General features: G+C 69.3%; 14 protein-coding genes and 1 pseudogene. 3 read left to right on the plus strand and 12 right to left on the minus strand.

Annotation, left to right across the window (positions count from 1 at the left end):
- Position 1 precedes the first annotated feature (1 nt).
- From LRS03_RS03695 to LRS03_RS03705, 3 genes are read right to left on the minus strand one after another with little or no spacing between them, the layout of a single operon-like run.
- A complete protein-coding gene (locus LRS03_RS03695) occupies positions 2–2,371 on the minus strand; it encodes an ABC transporter permease (protein WP_257823922.1) in 2,370 nt (789 codons plus the stop codon).
- 4 nt (positions 2,372–2,375) lie between these two features.
- Positions 2,376–3,098, minus strand: a complete 723-nt coding sequence (locus LRS03_RS03700) for an ABC transporter ATP-binding protein (protein WP_257823923.1) — start codon at positions 3,096–3,098, stop codon at positions 2,376–2,378.
- Positions 3,098–3,319: a hypothetical protein gene (locus LRS03_RS03705; RefSeq protein ID WP_257823924.1), complete on the minus strand. Its 222-nt coding sequence runs from the start codon at positions 3,317–3,319 to the stop codon at positions 3,098–3,100. Before LRS03_RS03705 ends, LRS03_RS03700 begins: the two co-directional genes overlap by 1 nt.
- 111 nt (positions 3,320–3,430) lie before the next feature.
- Between LRS03_RS03705 and LRS03_RS03710 the strand changes: the two genes are divergently transcribed.
- Positions 3,431–5,962, plus strand: coding sequence for a cation-translocating P-type ATPase (locus LRS03_RS03710; RefSeq protein ID WP_257823925.1), 2,532 nt, complete (start codon positions 3,431–3,433; stop codon positions 5,960–5,962).
- 96 nt (positions 5,963–6,058) lie between these two features.
- On the opposite strand, the gene LRS03_RS03715 is transcribed toward LRS03_RS03710, so the two are convergent.
- Positions 6,059–6,667, minus strand: a complete 609-nt coding sequence (locus tag LRS03_RS03715) for an exopolysaccharide biosynthesis protein (RefSeq protein ID WP_257823926.1) — start codon at positions 6,665–6,667, stop codon at positions 6,059–6,061.
- Positions 6,668–6,820: 153 nt separating this feature from the next.
- Between LRS03_RS03715 and LRS03_RS03720 the strand changes: the two genes are divergently transcribed.
- Positions 6,821–8,506 (plus strand): ABC1 kinase family protein, encoded by a 1,686-nt coding sequence (locus tag LRS03_RS03720; RefSeq protein ID WP_257823927.1) that lies wholly within the window; start codon positions 6,821–6,823, stop codon positions 8,504–8,506.
- Positions 8,507–8,530: 24 nt separating this feature from the next.
- Here the strand turns inward: LRS03_RS03720 and LRS03_RS03725 are convergent.
- Both LRS03_RS03725 and LRS03_RS03730 read right to left on the minus strand, forming a co-directional pair.
- Positions 8,531–11,193: pseudogene (locus LRS03_RS03725) on the minus strand (bifunctional acetate--CoA ligase family protein/GNAT family N-acetyltransferase).
- A gap of 99 nt (positions 11,194–11,292) precedes the next feature.
- Positions 11,293–11,844, minus strand: a complete 552-nt coding sequence (locus LRS03_RS03730; protein ID WP_257823928.1) for a DUF4347 domain-containing protein — start codon at positions 11,842–11,844, stop codon at positions 11,293–11,295.
- Positions 11,845–12,017: 173 nt separating this feature from the next.
- On the opposite strand from LRS03_RS03730, the gene LRS03_RS03735 reads away from it, so the two are divergent.
- A complete protein-coding gene (locus LRS03_RS03735; protein WP_257823929.1) occupies positions 12,018–13,157 on the plus strand; it encodes a PA0069 family radical SAM protein in 1,140 nt (379 codons plus the stop codon).
- A gap of 4 nt (positions 13,158–13,161) precedes the next feature.
- Here LRS03_RS03735 and LRS03_RS03740 read toward each other — a convergent pair whose 3' ends face one another.
- The 6 genes from LRS03_RS03740 to hemH form a co-directional block, all read right to left on the minus strand.
- Positions 13,162–14,907 (minus strand): tetratricopeptide repeat protein, encoded by a 1,746-nt coding sequence (locus tag LRS03_RS03740; RefSeq protein WP_257823930.1) that lies wholly within the window; start codon positions 14,905–14,907, stop codon positions 13,162–13,164.
- A gap of 100 nt (positions 14,908–15,007) precedes the next feature.
- Entirely contained in the window at positions 15,008–16,153 is a 1,146-nt protein-coding gene (gene dnaJ, locus LRS03_RS03745; protein WP_257823931.1) for a molecular chaperone DnaJ, read from the minus strand.
- A 144-nt stretch (positions 16,154–16,297) separates the two neighbouring features.
- A complete protein-coding gene (gene dnaK, locus LRS03_RS03750) occupies positions 16,298–18,256 on the minus strand; it encodes a molecular chaperone DnaK (RefSeq protein ID WP_257823932.1) in 1,959 nt (652 codons plus the stop codon).
- 97 nt (positions 18,257–18,353) lie between these two features.
- Positions 18,354–18,896: a nucleotide exchange factor GrpE gene (grpE, locus tag LRS03_RS03755; RefSeq protein ID WP_257823933.1), complete on the minus strand. Its 543-nt coding sequence runs from the start codon at positions 18,894–18,896 to the stop codon at positions 18,354–18,356.
- A gap of 99 nt (positions 18,897–18,995) precedes the next feature.
- Positions 18,996–19,415 (minus strand): RNA-binding S4 domain-containing protein, encoded by a 420-nt coding sequence (locus LRS03_RS03760; RefSeq protein ID WP_257823934.1) that lies wholly within the window; start codon positions 19,413–19,415, stop codon positions 18,996–18,998.
- The gene (gene hemH / locus LRS03_RS03765) at positions 19,412–20,428 is read right to left on the minus strand and encodes a ferrochelatase (protein ID WP_257823935.1); all 1,017 of its coding nucleotides are present in this window, start codon (positions 20,426–20,428) and stop codon (positions 19,412–19,414) included. Before hemH ends, LRS03_RS03760 begins: the two co-directional genes overlap by 4 nt.
- Positions 20,429–20,495: the final 67 nt, after the last annotated feature.

Below are 20,495 nucleotides of genomic sequence, written 5' to 3' on the forward strand. Positions count from 1 at the left end.
CTCACTCCCTCGTCTTCAAGGCCGACACCATGTCGAGCCGGTCGATGCGCCGGCGCACCACGAGCGCGCTGGCGATGCCGGCAGCCACCACGCACAGCGCCGCCCAGGCGTAGGTGCGCGCACGGATCACCACCGGAAAGAAAAACTGGTCTGACTTCAGCAGGTCGACCACCGCGTGCACCAGGCCCCAGCCGAGCGCCATGCCCAGCGGCAGCGCGATCGCGATCACCAGCGTCAGCTCGCCCAGCAGCAGGCCCGAGACCTCGGCGCGCGTGAAGCCGAGCACGCGCAGGCTGGCCATTTCCCAGGCGCGCTCGGCGAGCGCGATGCGGGCGTTGTTGTAGACCACGCCCACCGCGATCACGCTCGCGAACATGGTGAGGATGGTGCTCATGATGCGCACGTTGCGCGCGCTGATCTCCTGCATGTTGGCGAGCATGGTGGCCTTGCTCCACGCGCCGGCGATGCGCGGCAGACTCTTGCTCGCTTCCAGCACCTGGCGTTCGGTGCCGCGCTCGATGGCCAGCACGAAGCCGGTGGACAGATCGCCTTCGCCGAGCACGCGGTTGAGCGAGGGGCGGTCCATGTAGGCGTTCAGGCCCATCATTTCGCGCACCGTGCCGGCCAGCACCAGGTCGACCGTGCGTTCGCGGCCTTCGATCACCTCCACCCGCACGGTGTCGCCCACGCGCAGGCCGAGCTTGTCGGCGAGGCGGTCGGTGAGCAGCAGGCCGCGCCCGTCAAGCAGGGCCTCGCGCCCGCCGACGTCGATGATGCGGTAGAGGTCGGGGCGCGGCGCGTAGCCGCGGATCATGCTGCGCTCGCGCCGGTGGCCGTTGACGAACTCCACCACCACGAAGCGCGACGTCTCGACGGCGGTCACGCCCGGCAGACGGGCCAGCTCCAGGCGCACGGCGTCGTCGACCGGCTCGGGCGTCCACACCGTCACGTCGCCGCGCAGGCCGAGATTGAACTGGGTGTCGACGATGACCTCGATCGCATCGCGGAAGAAATTACCCATCACCACGATGGCCACCGCCGCCGCCACGCCGCCGATCGACAGGCCGGTGCGCAGCGGGCGGCGCTCCATGTTGCGCACGATCATCCGCACGGCTGGGCTCATGGCCTGGATGCCCAGGCGCTCCATCAGCGTGGCGCGGTAGTGGCCGGGTGCGGGCGGGCGCATGGCCTCGGCCGGCGCCAGGCGCACGGTGGCGAGGATGGCGTTGAGCGTGCCCAGCACCGCCGTGGTGACCGTGATGCCGATGCTCACCACCAGCAGCCACGGCGCGATGCGATGCTCGAAGCTCGGAAAGTGGAAGAACTCGGTGTACAGGCCGGTGAACATCGTGCCCAGCCGGTCGCCCAGCAGCACGCCCAGCGCGAGCCCGAGCAGCACGATCACGAGCACGAGCTTGAGGTAGTGCAGGGCGATGCTGCGGTTGGGGTAGCCGAGTGCCTTGAGCGCGGCGATCTGCTCGCGTTGCGTGGAGACCAGCCGCGACACCACCACGTTGAGCAGAAAGGCCGCCACCGCAAGGAAGATCGCCGGCAGCACCGTGCCGAGCACGCGCTGCTCCTTGATCTCGTTGTCGAGCATGGCGTGCGAGGTCTGCTCGGTGCGGCCATGGGCCTGCCGGCCGCCGTAGGGTGCGAGCAGGCGCGAGAGGGCGTCCACCACCGCCTGCTCGGAGGCACGCGGCGCGAGCTTCACCGCCACGCGGTTGAAGGCGCCGTGCATGTCGTAGGCGGCGGCCAGCACCTCGCGGTCGAGCCAGAAGACGCCGAAGCCGCGCAGGTCGGGCATGCCCCACAGGCCCGCGAAGATGAACTCGGGTGACAGCGCCGTGCCCACCACCGCCAGCGTGCGGCGGCGGCCGTTGATCTGGGCGGTGAGCGTGTCGCCGGGTTTCAGCTTGCGCGCCTGCGCGAAGCCCTCGGACACGAGCACCTCGATGCTGCCGTCGGCACGCAGGCCCGTCCCCTCGGGGAGCCGGCCTCGGCTCACCTGCACCCGGTTCATGCGCTGCGCGTTGCGCGCCTCCAGGCCGATCAGCTGGCCGATGATCGGGTCGGTCACCTCGGGGATCTCGACTCGCACCATCTGCTCGATCGAGGTCTGCACGTCGGCCACGCCGTCGACCTGGCGCAGCAGCTCGGCGGCCGAGGCCGGCGCCCGCTTGACGGTGGCGAACACGTCGGCAAAGCGCCCCTGCGCGTAGAAGCGGTCGCGGGCGAGCGCGAGCGAATCCACCGCCGAGAGGCTGGTGATGAAGCCGCCGATGCCGCTGGCCACCACCAGCGCGATGGTCAGCGCCTGGCTCCACATGAGGCGCAGGTCGCGCAGCAGCTTGCGGTCGAGGGCCTTCATGCGCTCACCACGACAGCTCGGCCGGCGACAGCTTGTGCGGGTTGGTCTCGATCTTCTGCACCCGGCCGTCGCCCAGGTAGATCACCCGGTCGGCCATGCCCGCGATGGCGGCGTTGTGCGTGATGACCACGGTGGTGGTGCCCAACTCGGCGTTGATGCGGGCGATGACCTCGAGCACCAGCTTGCCGGTCTGGTAGTCGAGTGCGCCGGTCGGCTCGTCGCACAGCAGCACCTCGGGGCGCTTGACGATGGCGCGTGCGATCGCCACACGCTGCTGTTCGCCGCCCGAGAGCTGCGCCGGGAAGTGGTCGCGCCGCGGCGTGAGGCCGACCCGGTCGATGGCGTCGTCGACCGTCATGGGGTGGGCCACGATGTCTGTCACCAGCGCCACGTTTTCGCGCACCGTGAGGCTTGGGATCAGGTTGTAGAACTGGAACACGAAGCCCACGTGCTCGCGGCGGTACTCGGTGAGGGCGGCGTCGTTGGCGGCGCTCAGGTCGTGGTCTTCGAACAGCACCTGACCCGAGGTCGGCGTGTCGAGCCCGCCGAGGATGTTGAGCAGCGTCGACTTGCCGCTGCCCGAGGGGCCGAGCAGCACCACGAATTCGCCGCGGCCGATGTCGAGGTCGACCTCGCGCAGCGCGTGCACGCAGGTCTCGCCGCTGCCGTACGACTTGGCCAGGCCGCGTGCGCGGAACACCGGCTCGCGTGGGGGCGGGCCGTTCATCAACCGTCGATCGGCACGCCGCCGCCGAAGCGGCAGCTCCACTCGTCGAAGAGCTCCTGGCCGCTGTCGGCGAGCGACTTCTGCCACGACAGCCAGGCATCGAGTTGCAGTCGCTGAAGTTGAGCAAGATTTGCCGCAAACGCCGTCGTCAGCGCAAAGAGGGGCTCGAAGCTGAAAGGCGTGGTGACCGGGTCGGGGGCAACGTGCTTGGAGGTGGCCATGGCGGGGCTCCGGGAGGGTGTCGAACGAACCCCGTCAGCCTAGGCCCACGCGCCCGGGCACGCTTGATGCACGTCAACCGCTGCACACGAGGCGCATCAGACAGTCGGCGCATGAACATGCTTGCACCGCCCACCGGACACGAGGAACAAGGTCTCAGCGAACAAGGTCTCAGCGATCCCGAGGCCCAGGTGCGCCTGCGCCGCGATGGCCTCAACCGCCTACCGCCGCCCGAGCACAAGAGCACGCTGCGCGTCATTGCCTCGGCCGGTGCGCAGCCGATGGTGCTGCTGCTCGTCGCCTGCACTGTGCTCTACGGGCTGCTGGGTGACGTGTTCGACGCGCTGGCGCTGGCGGTGTCGATCTGTGCGGTGATCGGCATCTCGGCCTACCAGGAGCTGCGCACCCAGCGTGTGCTGGAGGCGCTGCGCGACCTGGCCAGCCCGCGCAGCACTGTCGTGCGCGGCGGCGTGGTGCGCCGCATCTCCAGCCAGGAGATCGTGGTCGGCGACCGCCTGCTCGTGGAAGAGGGCGACCGCCTCGCCTGCGACGCGACGCTCGTCGACGCCCACGCGATGCGCACCGACGAATCAATGCTCACCGGCGAGTCGATGCCGGTCGACAAGCACCCGGGTGACGCCGAGCACGCGCAACTGCACGCCGGCACGCTGGTGGTGCAGGGCGACGGCGTGGCCCTCGTCACCGCCACCGGCGCGCGCACGGCGCTCGGGCGCATCGGCGGCTCGCTCGCCGGCGTGGCCCCGCGCGAGAGCCGGCTGCAGGCCGAGCTGAAGCGGCTGGTGCGCGCCGTGGCCGTGCTCGCGCTCGTGACCTGCGTGATCGCGGCGATGGTGTTCGCCTGGCGCGAAGGTTCGTGGTCGGCGGGGCTCCTGGTCGGACTGACGCTGGCCATGGCGATCGTGCCGGAGGAGTTTGCGGTCGTCTGGACGGTGATGCTCGCGCTCGGCGCGTGGCGCCTGGCGCGCCTGCAGGTGCTCACGCGGCAGCCGCAGGCCATCGAGGCGCTCGGCGCCACCACCGTGCTGTGCGTCGACAAGACCGGCACGCTCACCGCCAACCAGATGGAAGTCGCCGGGCTTCAGACGGCCGATGGCCGTGTGTGCGAGCGCCGCCCCGGCGATGCGCCCGCCGAGGCCTTCATGCCCCTGCTGCGCATGGCCGCGCAGGCCAGCGTGGCCGAAAGCCTGGAACCGATGGACCAGGCGATCTTTCGCCTGCTGCCGGCGGCCGAGCGCGCGCACGAGCGTGGCGCGGTGCTGCTGGCCCGCGAAGGTGTGACGCCGGGTCGGCCCTTCGTGCGCCAGTGCTGGCAACCCGCGCCGGCTGGTGCAAGCGGCGAAGGCCCCGCGGCAGTGGTGGTGCTGAAGGGGGCACCCGAGGCGGTGTTCGCCCTTTGCGGGCATGTGCCCGAGTCGCTGCCGGCCCAGGTGCAGGCCTGGGCCGAGCGCGGCATGCGCGTGATTGCTGTCGCGAGCGTGGGCTGCGACGACGCCACCCGTCTTCCCGAAGCTGGCTACACCCTGCACGGCCTGCTGGCCTTCCACGATCCGCTGCGTGGCGACGTGCCGGCCGCGCTGCGCGCCTGCCACGAGGCCGGCGTGCGCGTCGTGATGATCACCGGCGATTCGCCCACGACCGCGTTGGCCATCGCACGCGATGCGGGCCTGGTGCCGCCGGGCGAAGCGCCCGCCGGCACTTCGCGCGTGATGACGGGCGCGCAGCTCGACGAGGCCAACGAGGCGCAGCTGGAGGGCCTCGTCCAGCGAGTCGCCGTCTACGCCCGCGTGACCCCGGCGCAGAAGCTGCGCATCGTGCAGGCGCTGCAGCGCCGCGGCGAGGTGGTGGCGATGACGGGCGACGGCGTGAACGACGGCCCCGCGCTGCGCGCCGCCGACGTCGGCGTGGCGATGGGCGGGCGCGGCACCGACGTGGCCCGCGAAGCTGCGGCACTGGTGCTGCTCGACGACCGTTTCGCCTCGCTCGTGGACGCCGTGCGCTCGGGTCGGCGCGTCTTCATCAACCTGCAGAAGGCCATCGGCTACCTCTTTGCGGTGCATGTGCCGATCGTCGGGCTGTCGATGCTGCCGCTCCTGGGCGGGCCGGTGCTGCTGCTGCCGCTGCACGTGGTGCTGTTCGAACTGATCATCGACCCGGCGTGCTCGCTCGTCTTCGAGGCCGAACCTGCCTCGGCCAAGTCGATGCAGGTGCCACCACGCGCGGCCAATGCGCCGCTCATCGGCCTGCCGGCACTTGGCCGGGCGCTCGGGGTGGGCGCGGTGGCGCTTGGCTTCGTCGCCCTCGTGCAATGGGCCGCGCGCAGCGCGGGCGCGAGCGACGACGAATTGCGCCTGGCCGGCATCGCGTCGGTGATCGTGGGCAACCTCGCGATGCTGCAGTGGTTCAGGGGTGGTGGCCACATGCCGCGCCACGGCAACCAGGCGTTCCACGCGCTGCTGTTCGGCGTGTGCGTGTTGAGCGCTTTGGTGTTGCTGGTGCCGCCGGTGGCGTCGGCGTTCGGCCTGCCGGCGCTCGGGTGGTGGCCTGCCGCCGGGCTGCTGGCGGTGCCTGCGGTGTGGGCGGGCTGGCGGGTGCTGCGTGCGGGGCCTCAGCGGCCGGTGGGGTGACGGCCACGGTGCTGGCCGATGAAATGAACGCTGGCAGACGATGGCCATGCCGGCATGCCTGCGCCGCCGCGAGGGTCTCCCCGGCTCGCCGGGCCCTCAGCCTCCCATGTGACCCACCACCTGCCACACCGCTCTCAGCACGCCGTACACCACGCCTCCCGCCAGCGCCATGGCGAACGCGGAGGCGAACACCCCCCAGAGCACCCACAGCCCGTCGCCCTCCAGCAGCCCGAGCGTCAGCAGGCAGATGGCCAGGGCGGGCAGCATGTTGCCGAGGGGGATGGGCAGGGCGAGGGTGGCCGACAGCAACAGGCACAGGCCGCCCACCCAGCGCGCCGCGACGGGGCCGGTGAGGCCCGCGAGGCGAGGCCGCAGCAGCGACTCGGCACGGGCTAGCCACGGCGAGACCCGACGCACTGTCGCGGCGAACTGGTCACGTGGCAGCGAACGCCGGGTCATCGCTAGCGGCAGCGATGGCGGCCATCCGAGTGCGAGCTGCAGCGAGAGCACCATCAGCGGCACGCCCAGCAGGGCCGAGGTGCCGGGCGGCGCCGGCACCACGTTGGGCAGGGCGAGCAGCAGGATGAGTGCGGCCAGCGCGCGGTCTTGCATGGCCTGCACGATGTCGCCGAGCGAGATGCGTTCGCGGCTGGCGTCTCCCGCCAGGGCGAGCAGCAGCTCTGACATCGATCTGGTCGCTTTCATGTGGGGCAAGGCCGGCTCAGGGAAGTCTAGAAAGCACCTGCGCGGTGGGCTTGACGGGGCTCAAGGCGCGCCTGTCTCGCGTTGCTGGCGTGGCTGGACTGCGCCGCGCCACCTCCCTAGACTGCCGCGAATGCCCCACCACGCCCACTTGCCATGCTGACCAGCCCGCTCGACACCGCACGAGACCTCGGGCGGCTGCAGGAGATCGTGGCGGTGCTGGTGCGCCACGGGCTGGGCGACGCGGTGCGCCGCGTGGGCTGGGCCGACCTGCTCGAAAAGGCAGGCCGCCTGGTGCACTGGGACAGTGCCGCCGAGCTGGCACGCCTGCCGCCGCCACTGCAGGTGCGCCGTGCGCTCGAAGAGCTGGGCCCGACCTTCGTGAAGCTCGGGCAGATCCTTGCCGGTCGCGCCGATCTCTTCGGCCCGGAGTGGATCGCCGAGTTCGAGCAGCTGCACAGCCGCGTGCCGGCGGTGCCGTTCGAGGCGTTGCGGGCGCAGCTGACCGAAGACCTGGGCGGCGAGCCGTCGCAGGTGTTTGCCTGGTTCGACGAGACACCGCTCGCCGCAGCGTCCATCGCTCAGGTGCACCGCGCCCGGCTGCACGACGGCAGCGAGGTGGTGGTGAAGGTGCGCCGACCGGGCATCCACCCGGTGATCGAGGCCGACCTGCGCCTGCTGGAGCGCCTGGCCGCACGCGCGGTGCGCCAGTGGCCCGACCTGCGGCCCTACCGGCCGGTGGCGCTGGTGCAGGAGTTCGGCCAGTCGCTGCGCCGCGAGCTCGACCTCGCCCACGAGTGCCGGCAGGCCGAGCGCATCGCGGCCAACTTCGCGCAGCAGCCCGACATCGTCATCCCCAAGGTGTACTGGGACTGGACGCACGAGCGCGTGAACGTGCAGCAGTTCGTCGACGGCATCCCCGGCGGCGAGCTGGGCCGCGTCGACAGCGCAGGCCTCGACCGCAAGCTGCTCGCCCGTCGCGGCGCGCAGGCGGTGATGAAGATGGTGGTGGAAGACGGTCTCTTCCACGCCGACCCGCACCCGGGCAACGTGTTCTACCTGCCGGACAACCGGCTCGCGTTCATCGACTTCGGCATGGTGGGGCGGCTCTCGGCGCAGCGCCGCGACGAGCTGCTCAAGCTGATGCTCGGCCTGGTGCAGCGCGACGCCTCGTCGGTCGCCGACGTGTTGCTCGACTGGACCGACGGCAACCCGAGCACGCAGGAAGACCGGCTGAGTGCCGACGTCGAGGCCTTTGTCGACACGTACCACGGCGTGCCGCTGGCCCAGCTGAGCCTGGCCTCGATGCTGGCCGACGTGACGACCATCCTGCGCCGCCATCAGCTGCAGCTGCCGTCGGACCTGGCCCTCCTGATCAAGGCGTTCGTGTCGGTGGAAGGCATGGGCCGCCACCTCGACCCGGGTTTCCACATGGCAGGCGAGGCCTTGCCGCTGCTCAAGCGGGCGCTGCGGGCGCGTTACCACCCGAAGGTGATCGTGCGGCGCGGGTGGCGCTCGCTGACGCGCCTGGCCGACCTGATGGCCGCCGTGCCCGACGACCTCTCGCGCCTGCTGCGCAATGTGCGCCACGGTGGCGTGCAGGTGCACATCGAGGTGCGCCACCTCGACCGTGTGGGCGACCAGCTCGACCGCGCCGCGAGCCGCATTGCGGTCGGGCTCGTGGTGGCCGCGCTCATCGTCGGCTCGTCGATCGTGATGACGGTGCGTGGCGGCCCGCTGCTCTGGGGCCTGCCGGCGTTCGGTCTGCTGGGCTTCCTGGGTGCGTGCGCGGGGGCGGTGTGGCTGCTGCGCTCGATCATGCGCAGCGGCCGGCACGAGTGACGGGCTTGCGCCCGCTGGCGCGGCTCAAGCCGGGCGAAGGTCGAGCACGAGCCGCACCGTCCCGGGCTCCGGCGATGTGCGATCGGCCACGAACCCGTGATCACGCGCCAGCTCGCGCATGGCGGTGTTTTCGTGCAGCGTCAGCGCCACCAGCCGTTGCGTGCCGCGCTGCCGCAGGTGCCGGATGAGCTTGCGCAGCAGCAGGTTGCCAAGTCCCTGGCCTTTCAGGTCGGAGCGCACGATGACGCCGAGTTCGGCTTCCACGTTGTCGGGGTCGGCGCCCGCCCGCGCCACGCCCAGCGTCTCGGGGCCGGTGCCGGCACGGTCGCGCACCGCGATGAAGGCCATCTCGCGGTCGTAGTCGATCTGCGTCAGCCGCGCCAGCTCGCTGCGTGGCAGCTCGCGCCGGGTGGAGAAGAAGCGCAGGCGCAGGTCTTCCGGCTGCAGCTGCTCCACGAAGGCGGTGTGCTGTGCCGCGTCTTCCGGGCGGATGGGGCGCAGCGTGAGCCGCTCGCCGTGCCACTCGATCGTCTCTTCGAGCGCCTGCGGATAGGGCGCGATGGCGAACCGCGCCGCACCGGCGACCGGCTGCTCGCTCAGCCGCACACGGGCGTCGAGCGCGAGCACGCCTTGCGCGTCGGCCCACAAGGGGTTGATGTCGAGTTCGGCGATCTCGGGCAGGTCGGCCAGCATCTGCGAGACGGCGATCAGCACGTCGCACACGGCGTCGAGCTGCGCGGGCGGGTGGTCGCGGTAGCCGGCCAGCAGGCGCGCCACGCGCGTGCGGGAGACGAGGTCGCGTGCCAGCACGCGGTTGAGCGGGGGCAGGGCGATGGCGCGGTCGGCGATGACTTCCACGGCCGTGCCGCCTTGGCCGAAGAGGATCACCGGGCCGAAGATCGCATCGACGCTCGCGCCGACGATGGCTCCTGCGCCATCGGCCGCGCGGCCATCGGCTGCACGGTGAAGCCTTCGAGGCGCGCTTCGGGCCGGGTGGTGCGCAGGTGCTCGAGCATCTGCGCGGCGGCGGTCCGCAGCTCGGTGGCATCGCGCAGGCCGAGGCGCACGCCGCCGGCGTCTGACTTGTGCGAGATGTCGGGTGAGAGGATCTTGAGCGCCACCGGAAAGCCGAGGCCGGCGCCTGCGGCAGCGGCGGCTTGGGCGGTGGGCTCGGTGACCACGGTCTTGACCACTGGAATGCCATAGGCCTCGAGCAGGGCCTTGGACGAGGCTTCGTCGAGCAGCAGGTTCTTTGCGGCGAGCGCCTTGGCGATCAGGGCGCGGGCGGTGTCGAGTGCCGGGGCAGTGCCGGTGTCGGCCGCGGGGGCTTCGAGCAGCAGGGCCTGGTTGCGGCGGTAGGTGCCGAGCATGGCGAAGGCATCGACGGCCTGCTCGGGCGTGGCGTAGTCGGCGATGCCCGCGGCTTCGAAGATGCGCCGCGCCGGCAGCACGGCTTCGTCACCGAGCCAGCAGGCCATCACACGACCGCTCGCGTCCTGCACCAGCGGCGCGCAGGCGCGGGCGATGTCGTCGCTGCGCACGATGGCCGTGGGCGCGTGGATGAAGAGCACGGCGCCGGCCGCGGGCTCGGCGAGCAGGGCGGTGAGCGTGTCGACGTAGCGCTGCGCGGGGGCGTCGCCGATGATGTCGATGGGGTTGCGGCGCGACCAGGTGCCGGGCAGCGCGGCGTCGAGACGCTCGCGCAGGCCGTCGTCGATCTCGGCCAGGTTCACGCCCGCCAGCTCGGCCGCATCGGCCGCCATCACGCCGGCGCCGCCGCCGTTGGTCATGATGGTGAGGGACTCGTCGCGGTTGCGGCCGAAGCGGCTCAGCGTCTCGGCGGCGACGAAGAGGTCTTGCAGGCTGCTCACGCGCAGCATGCCGGCGCGGCGTATGGCCGCGTCGTACACGAGATCGGAGCCGGCCAGCGCCCCGGTGTGCGAGGCGGCGGCAGCAGCGCCTTTGGCACCGCGGCCTGCCTTCACCACGATCACCGGTTTGTTGCGCGCGGCGGCTCGTGCGGCCGACATGAACTTGCGCGGCGACTCGATCGACTCGATGTAGAGCAGGATCGAGCGGGTGTGCGGGTCGCTCGCCAGGTGGTCGAGCAGGTCGCCGAAATCGACGTCGGCATGCTCGCCGAGCGACACCATGTGCGAGAAGCCGATGTGGCGCGGCTGGGCCCAGTCGAGCACCGCGGTGACGAGGGCGCCCGACTGCGACACGAAGGCCAGGTCGCCCGGGCGCGCGCCGATGTGCGCGAAGCTCGCGTTGAGCCCGAGCCGCGGCGACAGCAGCCCCAGGCAGTTGGGCCCGAGGATGCGCAGCAGGTGCGGCCGGGCGCTGGCCAGCATGGCCGAGCGCAGCTCGGGGCCGAGGCCGGCCGTCATGACGATGGCCGCGCGTGTGCCGAGCTGGCCGAGCGCGTCGATCAGCCCGGGCACGGTCTCGGGCGGCGTGCAGATGACCGCGAGGTCGGGCGCCGAGGGCAGGTCGGCCACACGCGAATGCACGGGCTCGCCATCGAGGGTGCGGTGCTTCAGGTTCACCGGCCAGACCGGGCCGCGAAAGCCCCCGCTGCGCAGGTTGCGCCAGACCGTGGCGCCCACGCTGGCCGGGCGGTCGGAGGCGCCGATGACCGCCACCGATTGCGGTTCGAGAAGACGGTCAAGATGACGGATGCTCATCGGACCGATTGTTCGGATGCCGCCGTCCCTTGCGCTTGATCCCGCGCAAGGTGCGGGGGCTCTCGGCCGCGTCGGCGGCCGCCGTCTTGGTCGCCGTCGTCAGGGCGTCACGGCGCCATACCGATCCGTGGTGCGCGAGCCGACGAGCGCACCCGACAAGTCGTAGCGCCTGACCTTGAGGCGCGCCCCGAAGGACGTGGGGTCCATGAAGGTCTCGCTCGCGAATGGGCCGAGTTGGAGCGCGACGTTCGAGACGGTCGAGGTCCCGACGATGCCCCCTTTGCCGCGCAGCAAATACAGGCCGATCTCGTCCATGAACTTGTCTCCGGCAGCGCCTGCACCGATGTTGCAGCCGTAGAAGAGGATGCGCGCCCCCATCTTCAGGAGGTGCGGGTTCTTCTTGAGGATCATGAAGTCGACACCTTCGAGTTTCGTTCCGTTCGCCAGGCAAACCCTCCCCGGGCGTCCGTGGGTATCGAAGACCAGGAACTTCACCAGCGCGAACGCATTCAGCGCTGCGCCCACGTCGTCCAAGGACGACACCGCACGGGCGGCGCTACTGCCGCCGACTTCGCTCAAGAACTTGTTGGCCCCCGGCTCGAACTGGGGGTCGTAGAGGTACAGGTTGTCCACTGCTTCGGTCAGTGCCATCGTCGTCTCCCTGTGGGCAGGCGCCCGCGGCGACATGCCGCAAGCTGAGACCCAGGCTACTGCGGGCCGATGGAGCGCGTGTCCCTAGAACTCGTGGTGTACCGCTCAGTTGGAGGGGTAGACGCAAGGCACCGAAGTTGACTCGACCCAGGCATGCTGTATAAACGTACAGTATGACTGTCAAACCCACTTCCCCGCTGGAAACCGACCCGATCAAGGGCCGGGGCACCGGCTGGGCCATCGTGCACCGCTATGCCCGCCAATCCGGTGAGACTTTCGATGACGGCTGGGGCTCGATCGATCAGCTGGCCGAAGAAGAGCACCTGCCGCGCGAGACGCAGATCATCGAGGAGCGGGTGAAGTCGGTGCTGTCGAGCAACGATTCGCCCGACATCGGCTTCGACCTTTCGGTCAACCCTTACCGCGGCTGCGAGCATGGCTGCATTTATTGCTTCGCGCGGCCGACGCACAGCTACCTCAACCTCTCGCCCGGTCTCGACTTCGAGACCAAGATCGTCGCCAAGGTCAACGCAGCCGAGCGCCTGCGCGAAGCGTTGGCGAGCCGGGCCTACGAGCCCTCGATGATCAACATCGGCGCGGCCACCGATGCCTACCAGCCCATCGAGCGCAAGCTTGGCATCACGCGCTCCATCATCGAATTGCTGCACGAATGCCGGCATCCGTTTTCGATGGTCACCAAGTCGTCGGGCGTGGAGCGCGACCTCGACCTCATCGCGCCGATGGCGGCGCAGCGGCTGGTGGCGATCTATGTCTCGATCACCTCGCTCGACCCGAAGCTCGCGCGCATCCTGGAGCCGCGCGCAGCGGCGCCGCACCGCCGGTTGCGCGTCGTCGAGACGCTGGCCAAGGCAGGCGTGCCGGTGGGCGTGAGCGTGTCGCCGGTGATCCCCTTCATCAACGAGCCCGAAGCCGAGCGCATCCTCGAAGCCGCGGCCGAGGCGGGCGCGCAGTCGGCCTTCAGCATCGTGCTGCGCCTGCCCTGGGAGGTGAATCCGCTCTTCCAGCAGTGGCTGGAGCAGCACTTTCCCGATCGGGCGGGGCGGGTGATGGCGCGCATCCGCGAGATGCGCGGCGGCAAGGACTACGACGCGAGCTTCGGCCAGCGCATGAAGGGCACGGGGGTGTGGGCGCAGCTGCTGCGCCAGCGTTTCGACAAGGCCTGTGCGCGGCTCGGCCTCAACAAGACGCGCATCGAACTCGACCTGAGCCTCTTCCGCAAGCCGTCTGCGGCACCGGCAGCGCCGGCGCGGCGCACCCGCGCGGCAGATGCTGGGCAGGGCGAACTCTTCTGAAACCTCAGGCCGCGGCGGCCTGGGGCGGCTCGTCGGCGGCGGACTCGACCGGCTCTTCGGCGGCCACTGCATCGACCGCAGCCGCATCGCCCCCATCAGGCTCGGCGGGTCGCACGTCGCGCAGGTTGAGCGCGCCTGGTTGGCGTCCGCCCGACTGACCGAGCATCGCGGCGCTCACGTTCAAAGCGTAGAGGTCGCGCAGGGCGTCGGCCCGCTGCGAGAGTTCGGCGGCGTCCTCGATGCGGGCTCCGTGGCGTTGCAGCGTCATGCGCGCCATCTCGATCAGCTTGCCGTTGCAGGTGCGCTCGGCATGGGACAGCAGGGCGTGCACGGCCGCACGGTGGTTGCCTTGCACGGTGTGCGTCACGGCCTGCTCGGCCATCTCGCTGATGCGCACGTGGGCCTGGCGTACCCGTTCGGCGAAGGGCGGGTGCGCACCGGCAGCACCGGCGAGCAGCTCGGTCATGCCCTTGGAGCTGGCGAAACGCATGCCCAGCGTGTCGACCCAGCTGTCGGCGCCGTCAAGCTGTATTTCGCCGGCGGTGAGTTGCGCGAGCAGCGCCAGCAGGTTGCAGCCGGCTTCCACATCGAGGCCGGGTTCGTCGAGTTTGCTGAAGAGCATGCGGACTTCCGCCACCACCGCGGCCACCTGCTTGAGCAGCATCAGGTTGAGCGCCGTGACGATGCGGGTGAAGCGTTGCAGCCGTTTGCTGTTGGGCGCGCGTTCGAGCGCGTGCTGCAGGTTGTCGAGACAGCGCTGCAGTCCCTTGGTGTCGCGTTGCTGGAAGCGGCTGAAGGCCAGCAGCACCAGCGACTGGAAATCGAACATCTTCGAGCTGATGCCCAGCGTGGCCGCTCGGTCGAGCATCTTGGCGGCTTCGTCGCGGTCGCCCATGAAGAAGGCCAACATGCCGTGCTTCTGCAGGCGGGCGATCGAAGTTCTCGGCGTGAGCGAACTCGCCTTGCGGAAGGTGTCGAGGGCTTCGTTGAGGTTGCCTTGCTCCACCTGCACGCGGCCCATCACGTCGTAGGCGTCGACGTGGCTCGGGTGGTCGCCGATCAGCGTCTCCAGCGTGCGCATGGCCTGGGTGGGCTGGTTGGCGTCGATCTGTGCGCGGGCGATGCCGAGGCGGGCCCAGGGCAGGGCGCCGGTTTCGAGCACGGCTTCGCAGAGCTTCTTGGCCTCGTCGTGCATGCCCTGGCGCAGCAGCAGCTCGGAGCCGATGCGCGCGGCATAGAGCCAATAGACCGAGCGACTGGCAAAACGCTGCAGGCACAGGCGGGTGGCCTGCTGGTAGTCGCCTTGCTCGATGGCGGAGAAGATGTCGGCCAGCGTGCGCTTGCGCTTGCGCGCCTGCGTCAGCCGCTCGCCGAGCGAGGTGGCGGTGTGGGGCTTGAGCAGGTAGCTGTCGAGCGCGGACTCTGCGGCGTCGGCCACCATCGTGTACGAGGCTTCGCCGGTGACGATGATGAAGACGGTGGAAAACGGCAGCAGCTGCGCACGACGCAGGTCGTCGAGCAGGTGCTGCGCGGTGTAGTTGGGGTCTTCGGTGTCGAAGCGGTGCTCGCACAGCACCACGTCGAAGGGGCGCGCTTCGAGCTGCTTGCGGGCGTCCTTGATGCGGCCGCACTGCACGACGGTGCCGACGCCGAAGTCGCGCAGTTGCGCGGCGAGGATGCTGCGCGAGGTCGGGTTGCCATCGACAACCAGAGCCTTGCAGTCGGCGATTTCACGGTCTAGCAGTTGCACGGGGTCTCCAGGGGCGCGGCGGCGTGTGAATTACTGCCGCCCTTTTGCGCCATCTCCTGGAGTTATCGGCCCCCTTGAAAGCCGACTTGAGCCGTCGGGCTTACTTGAACAGGTCCTTCACCCGGTTGGTCCAGCTCTTGGCGTTGGGCGAGTGCTTGTCGGGCGACTTGGCGAGGGACTCGTCGAGTTCGCGCAGCAACTTGCGCTGGTGCTCGGTGAGCTTGACCGGCGTCTCCACGCTCACATGGCAATACAGATCGCCCGGGTAGCTGGAGCGCACGCCCTTGATGCCCTTGCCGCGCAGGCGGAAGGTCTTGCCGTGTTGCGTGCCTTCGGGCAGGTCGATCTCGGCCTTGCCGCCGAGCGTGGGCACTTCGATCGTGCTGCCGAGCGCCGCCGTCGTGATGCTCACCGGCACCGTGCAGTGCAGGTCGTCGCCGTCGCGCTCGAAGATGTCGTGCTGCTTGATGCGGATCTCGATATAGAGATCGCCTGCGGGGCCGCCGTTGGTGCCTGGCTCGCCGTTGCCGGCCGAGCGGATGCGCATGCCTTCGTTGATGCCGGCGGGGATCTTCACTTCCAGCGTCTTGGTCTTCTTGGTCTTGCCCTGGCCGTGGCAGGTGGTGCACGGGTCGGGGATCACACGCCCGGTCCCGTGGCAATGCGGGCAGGTCTGCTGGATGCTGAAGAAGCCCTGGCGCATGGTGACGGTGCCCTGGCCATTGCAGCTCGGGCAGGTCTTGGCATGCGTGCCGGGCTTGGCGCCGGTGCCGTGGCAGGTGCCGCACTCTTCCCAGCTGGGAATGCGGATCTGCGTCTCCTTGCCGTGGGCCGCTTCTTCGAGCGTGATCTCCATCGTGTAGCTGAGATCGCTGCCGCGGTAGACCTGCTGACCGCGGCGCGGGCCGCCGCCACCCTGGCCACCGAAGATGTCTCCGAAGATGTCGCCGAAGGCCTCGGCGAAACCCCCGAAGCCCTCCGCGCCCGGGCCACCCGGGCGAAAGCCGGTGTTGGGGTCGACGCCGGCGTGGCCATACTGGTCGTAGGCGGCACGCTTCTGCGGCTCGGAGAGCATCTCGTAGGCCTCCTTGACCTCCTTGAACTGCTCTTCAGCCTTCTTCGCACCCTCGCCCTGGTTGCGGTCGGGGTGGAACTTCATGGCCAGCTTGCGGTAGGCCTTCTTGATGTCGTCCTCGGAGGCGTTTTTCGCCACGCCGAGCACTTCGTAGTAGTCACGCTTTGCCATGTGCTTGTGCTGCAGTTGTCTGGTGCTTGCCGGTGTTGCGCTGTCGTTTCTACAAGGGCGCCCTTGAACGCGAAATCCCCCGCGTGCTGGTTTCGCCAGCCCACGGGGGAATAGTTCGCAGCGGCGATGCCGCCGTGGGCCGAATTACTTCTTGTCCTTCACTTCCTTGAAGTCGGCGTCGACGACGTTGTCGTCGGCTGCCGCCTTCGCGCCGCCGCCCGCAGCGCCACCGGCCGCCGCTTCGGGCTGCGCTGCCGCACCGGCCGCCGCCTGGGCCGCCTGTGCGTCGGCGTAGACCTTTTCGCCAAGCTTCTGGCTTGCGGTCATCAGCGCTTCGCTCTTGGCCTCGATCACGTCCTTGTCGTCGCCCTTCAGGGCTTCTTCGGCATCTTTCAGCGCGGCTTCGATCTTTTCCTTTTCAGGGGCGTCGAGCTTGTCGCCGTATTCGGTGAGCGACTTGCGCACGCTGTGCACCAGCGCATCGGCCTGGTTGCGGGCCTGCACGAGTTCGAGCTTCTTCTTGTCTTCGGCGGCGTTGAGTTCGGCGTCTTTCACCATCGCCTGGATCTCGTCTTCCGAGAGGCCCGAGTTGGCCTTGATGGTGATCTTGTTTTCCTTGCCGGTGCCCTTGTCCTTGGCGCCCACGTGCAGGATGCCGTTGGCGTCGATGTCGAAGCTCACCTCGATCTGCGGCGTGCCACGCGGTGCGGGTGCGATGCCTTCGAGGTTGAACTCGCCCAGGCTCTTGTTGCCCGCGGCCATCTCGCGCTCGCCCTGGTAGACCTTGATGGTCACGGCCGGCTGGTTGTCTTCGGCCGTCGAGAACACCTGCGAGAACTTGGTCGGGATGGTGGTGTTCTTCTTGATCATCTTGGTCATCACGCCGCCCATCGTCTCGATGCCGAGCGACAGCGGGGTGACGTCGAGCAGCAGCACGTCGGTGCGGTCACCGGCCAGCACCTGGCCCTGGATCGCGGCGCCCACGGCCACGGCTTCGTCAGGGTTGACGTCCTTGCGCGGCTCCTTGCCGAAGAACTCCTTGACCTTGTCCTGCACCTTGGGCATGCGGGTCATGCCGCCCACCAGGATCACGTCGTCGATGTCGCTGGTGCTGACGCCGGCATCCTTGATGGCGGTGCGGCACGGGGCGATGGTGCGCTCGATCAGGTCTTCGACCAGGGCTTCGAGCTTGGCACGCGTGAGCTTGATGTTCAGGTGCTTCGGGCCCGAGGCATCGGCCGTGACGTACGGCAGGTTGATGTCGGTCTGCGAGCTGTTCGAGAGTTCGATCTTGGCCTTCTCGGCGGCTTCCTTCAGGCGCTGCAGGGCGAGCACGTCCTTCGACAGGTCGACGCCTTGTTCCTTTTTGAACTCGGCAATGATGTAGTCGATGATGCGCTGGTCGAAGTCTTCACCGCCGAGGAAGGTGTCGCCGTTGGTGGAGAGCACTTCGAACTGCTTCTCGCCGTCGACGTCGGCGATCTCGATGATCGAGATGTCGAAGGTGCCGCCGCCGAGGTCGTACACGGCGATCTTGCGGTCACCCTTGGCGGCCTTGTCGAGGCCGAAGGCGAGCGCGGCTGCGGTCGGCTCGTTGATGATGCGCTTGACGTCGAGGCCGGCGATGCGACCGGCGTCTTTCGTGGCCTGGCGCTGGCTGTCGTTGAAGTAGGCCGGCACCGTGATCACGGCTTCGGTCACGGTCTCGCCGAGATAGTCTTCGGCGGTCTTCTTCATCTTGCGCAGCACTTCGGCGCTGATCTGGGGCGGGGCGAGCTTCTGGCCGCGCACTTCGACCCAGGCGTCGCCGTTGTCGGCGGCCGAGATCTTGTAGGGCATCAGGTCGATGTCCTTCTGCACTTCCTTCTCGGTGAACTTGCGGCCGATGAGGCGCTTCACCGCGTACAGCGTGTTGCGCGGGTTGGTGACGGCCTGGCGCTTGGCCGAGGCGCCGACGAGGATCTCGCCGTCTTCCTGGTAGGCAATGATCGAGGGCGTGGTGCGCGCACCTTCGCTGTTCTCGATCACCTTGGTGGTGTTGCCCTCCATGATGGCCACGCACGAGTTGGTGGTGCCGAGGTCGATGCCGATGATCTTTGCCATGTTCGTTTACTCCTGAAGTCCGTTGGACTGAAATTCGGTTGTTCTCGAGTTGTGGATAACCGCGTGCTTTTTCAAGGGCTGCACGCTTGTGGATCTCTTACTTCGGCGCGGCCACGGTGACGAGTGCGGGGCGCAGCACGCGCTCGGCGATCAGGTAGCCCTTTTGCAGCACGGTCACGACCGTGTTGGCCTCCTGGTCGGCCGGCACCACGCTGATGGCCTGGTGCTGGTGAGGATCGAACTTCGTGCTGGCGGGCGGGTTGATCTCGATCACCTTGTTGCGCTCGAGCGCCTGCGAGAGCTGGCGCAGCGTGGCGTGCACGCCTTCGAGCAGCTGCTCGGGCGTGGCGGCCTGGATGGCGATGGCCGCTTCGAGGCTGTCTTTCACCGGCAGCAGGCTTTCGGCAAAACCTTCGACGGCGAACTTGCGGGCCTTGGAGACTTCTTCCTCGGCGCGGCGGCGGATGTTTTCCGCCTCGGCCTTGGCGCGCAGGTAGGCGTCAGACATCTCCGCCAAGCGCGATTCGAGGGAGGGCTGATCGGCGGCCGCGGGCGCGGAGGCCTCGGCGGTGGCCGGCTTTTGGGTGTCGGCGGCGCCGGTGGCGGCCGTGTCCTGGGTGTTGTCGTCCGTGTTCTGCATGGGTCGGATTACCTGTCGAAGCGGGGCATGTGGGTGAGCCCCGGGGGTTTTCAAGAGCCGAAGGCGAAACTTTTTCTCGTAACCCGGGTCGCCGGCGCGTCAGTCGGGGTCGACCGACGCGCTCCAGCGGTCCCAGTCGGCCAGTTTGCGTCGGTCGCGCTTGGTGGGGCGGCCCTGTTCGATGGCCAGGGCGGGCTCGGGCGTCTCGCGCCGCTGGCGGGCCTGTTCCTCGCGGCGGGCGATGCTGTCGGGCGTCTCTTCATAGAGCGCCTGGGCGGCAGGCGCCGGGCCACGCACGTGGCTGAGTGCCACGACCTTGATGGTGCGGGCGCTCTGGGCCGTCTGGCGGATCTCGAGCAGGTCGCCCGGCCTGAGCTCGCGGGCCGGCTTGGCGACCTGGCCGTTGACCTGCACCCGGCCCTTGTCGATTTCCTGGGTGGCGAGGCTGCGGGTCTTGTAGAAGCGTGCGGCCCAGAGCCACTTGTCGAGCCGCACGCCGGAACTCGCCTTGTCGCTCATGGCAGGGTGGCCGCGGCGGGCTTCTGGGTATCCCAGCCGTGCAGGTGGCGCAGGGCGAGGGCGGCCAGGGCGGCCATCCACTCGTGCTGGTCGTTCAGGCAGGGGACGTAGTTGAACTCGGTGCCGCCGGCCTTCAGGAATGCATCGCGTGCTTCCTGGGCGATCTCTTCCAGCGTCTCGAGGTTGTCGGCCACGAAACCCGGGCACATCACGTCGACCTTCTTCACGCCCTGGCGGGCCAGCTCCACGAGCGTCGGTTCGGTGTAGGGCTTGAGCCACTCGGCACGGCCCAGGCGGCTCTGGAAGGTGACGACCAGCTTGTCGGGCGAAACGCCGGCGCGGGCGGCGACGAGGCGGGCGGTTTGCATGCACTCGTCGAAATACGGGTCGCCGAGCTGCTGGGTGCGCTTCGGCATGCCGTGAAAGCTCATCACGAGCCGTTCGCCGCGGCCGTGGGTCATCCAGTGGTCCGACAGACGCTTGGCGAGCGCGTCGACGTAGCCCGGGTCGTCGTGGAAGCGGTTGACGAAGCGAAGCTCAGGCAAGGCGCGTTCCTTTTTCGCCCAGGCGTAGACGGCATCGGCAGCGCTGGCAGTGGTGGCGGCGCAGTATTGGGGGTACATGGGCAGCACCAGCACACGGCGTGCCCCCGCGGCCTTGAGTTCGGTCAGCACCGACGGGATCGACGGGCTGCCGTAGCGCATCGCGAAACGCACCGTCACGTGGTGGCCACGCTCTCCGAGGTAGCCGCCCAGCAGCTTGGCTTGCTTGTCCGACCAGACGGTGAGGGGCGAACCTTGGGGCGTCCAGATGCTGGCGTAGCGCTTGGCTGACTGGGCCGGTCGGGTGCGCAGGATGATGCCGTGCAGGATGGGGCACCAGATGACGCGCGGAATCTCCACGACCCGCGGGTCGTGCAGGAACTGCGACAGGTAGCGGCGCACGGCCGGCGTGGTCGGTGCGTCGGGCGTGCCGAGGTTGCACAGCAGGATGGCGGTGTCGGGTGCGGGCATCGGGGTGGTGGAGGGGCACCGCCGGGGGTGGCGGGCAGCCCGCGATTATCGTGGCGCCCCGGCGTGG

Origin of the sequence: Rhizobacter sp. J219 (assembly GCF_024700055.1) — a bacterium.
Classification (GTDB): Bacteria; Pseudomonadota; Gammaproteobacteria; order Burkholderiales; family Burkholderiaceae_C; genus Rhizobacter.

Coding starts and splice junctions, on each gene's coding strand:
- LRS03_RS03700 (WP_257823923.1), bottom strand. CDS start 3,098: ATGAACGGCCCGCCCCCACGCGAGCCGGTGTTCCGCGCACGCGGCCTG.
- LRS03_RS03710 (WP_257823925.1), top strand. CDS start 3,431: ATGAACATGCTTGCACCGCCCACCGGACACGAGGAACAAGGTCTCAGC.
- LRS03_RS03760 (WP_257823934.1), bottom strand. CDS start 19,415: ATGAGCGACAAGGCGAGTTCCGGCGTGCGGCTCGACAAGTGGCTCTGG.
- dnaK (WP_257823932.1), bottom strand. CDS start 18,256: ATGGCAAAGATCATCGGCATCGACCTCGGCACCACCAACTCGTGCGTG.
- LRS03_RS03735 (WP_257823929.1), top strand. CDS start 12,018: ATGACTGTCAAACCCACTTCCCCGCTGGAAACCGACCCGATCAAGGGC.
- LRS03_RS03695 (WP_257823922.1), bottom strand. CDS start 2,371: ATGAAGGCCCTCGACCGCAAGCTGCTGCGCGACCTGCGCCTCATGTGG.
- LRS03_RS03730 (WP_257823928.1), bottom strand. CDS start 11,844: ATGGCACTGACCGAAGCAGTGGACAACCTGTACCTCTACGACCCCCAG.
- LRS03_RS03715 (WP_257823926.1), bottom strand. CDS start 6,667: ATGAAAGCGACCAGATCGATGTCAGAGCTGCTGCTCGCCCTGGCGGGA.
- dnaJ (WP_257823931.1), bottom strand. CDS start 16,153: ATGGCAAAGCGTGACTACTACGAAGTGCTCGGCGTGGCGAAAAACGCC.
- grpE (WP_257823933.1), bottom strand. CDS start 18,896: ATGCAGAACACGGACGACAACACCCAGGACACGGCCGCCACCGGCGCC.
- LRS03_RS03705 (WP_257823924.1), bottom strand. CDS start 3,319: ATGGCCACCTCCAAGCACGTTGCCCCCGACCCGGTCACCACGCCTTTC.
- hemH (WP_257823935.1), bottom strand. CDS start 20,428: ATGCCCGCACCCGACACCGCCATCCTGCTGTGCAACCTCGGCACGCCC.
- LRS03_RS03720 (WP_257823927.1), top strand. CDS start 6,821: ATGCTGACCAGCCCGCTCGACACCGCACGAGACCTCGGGCGGCTGCAG.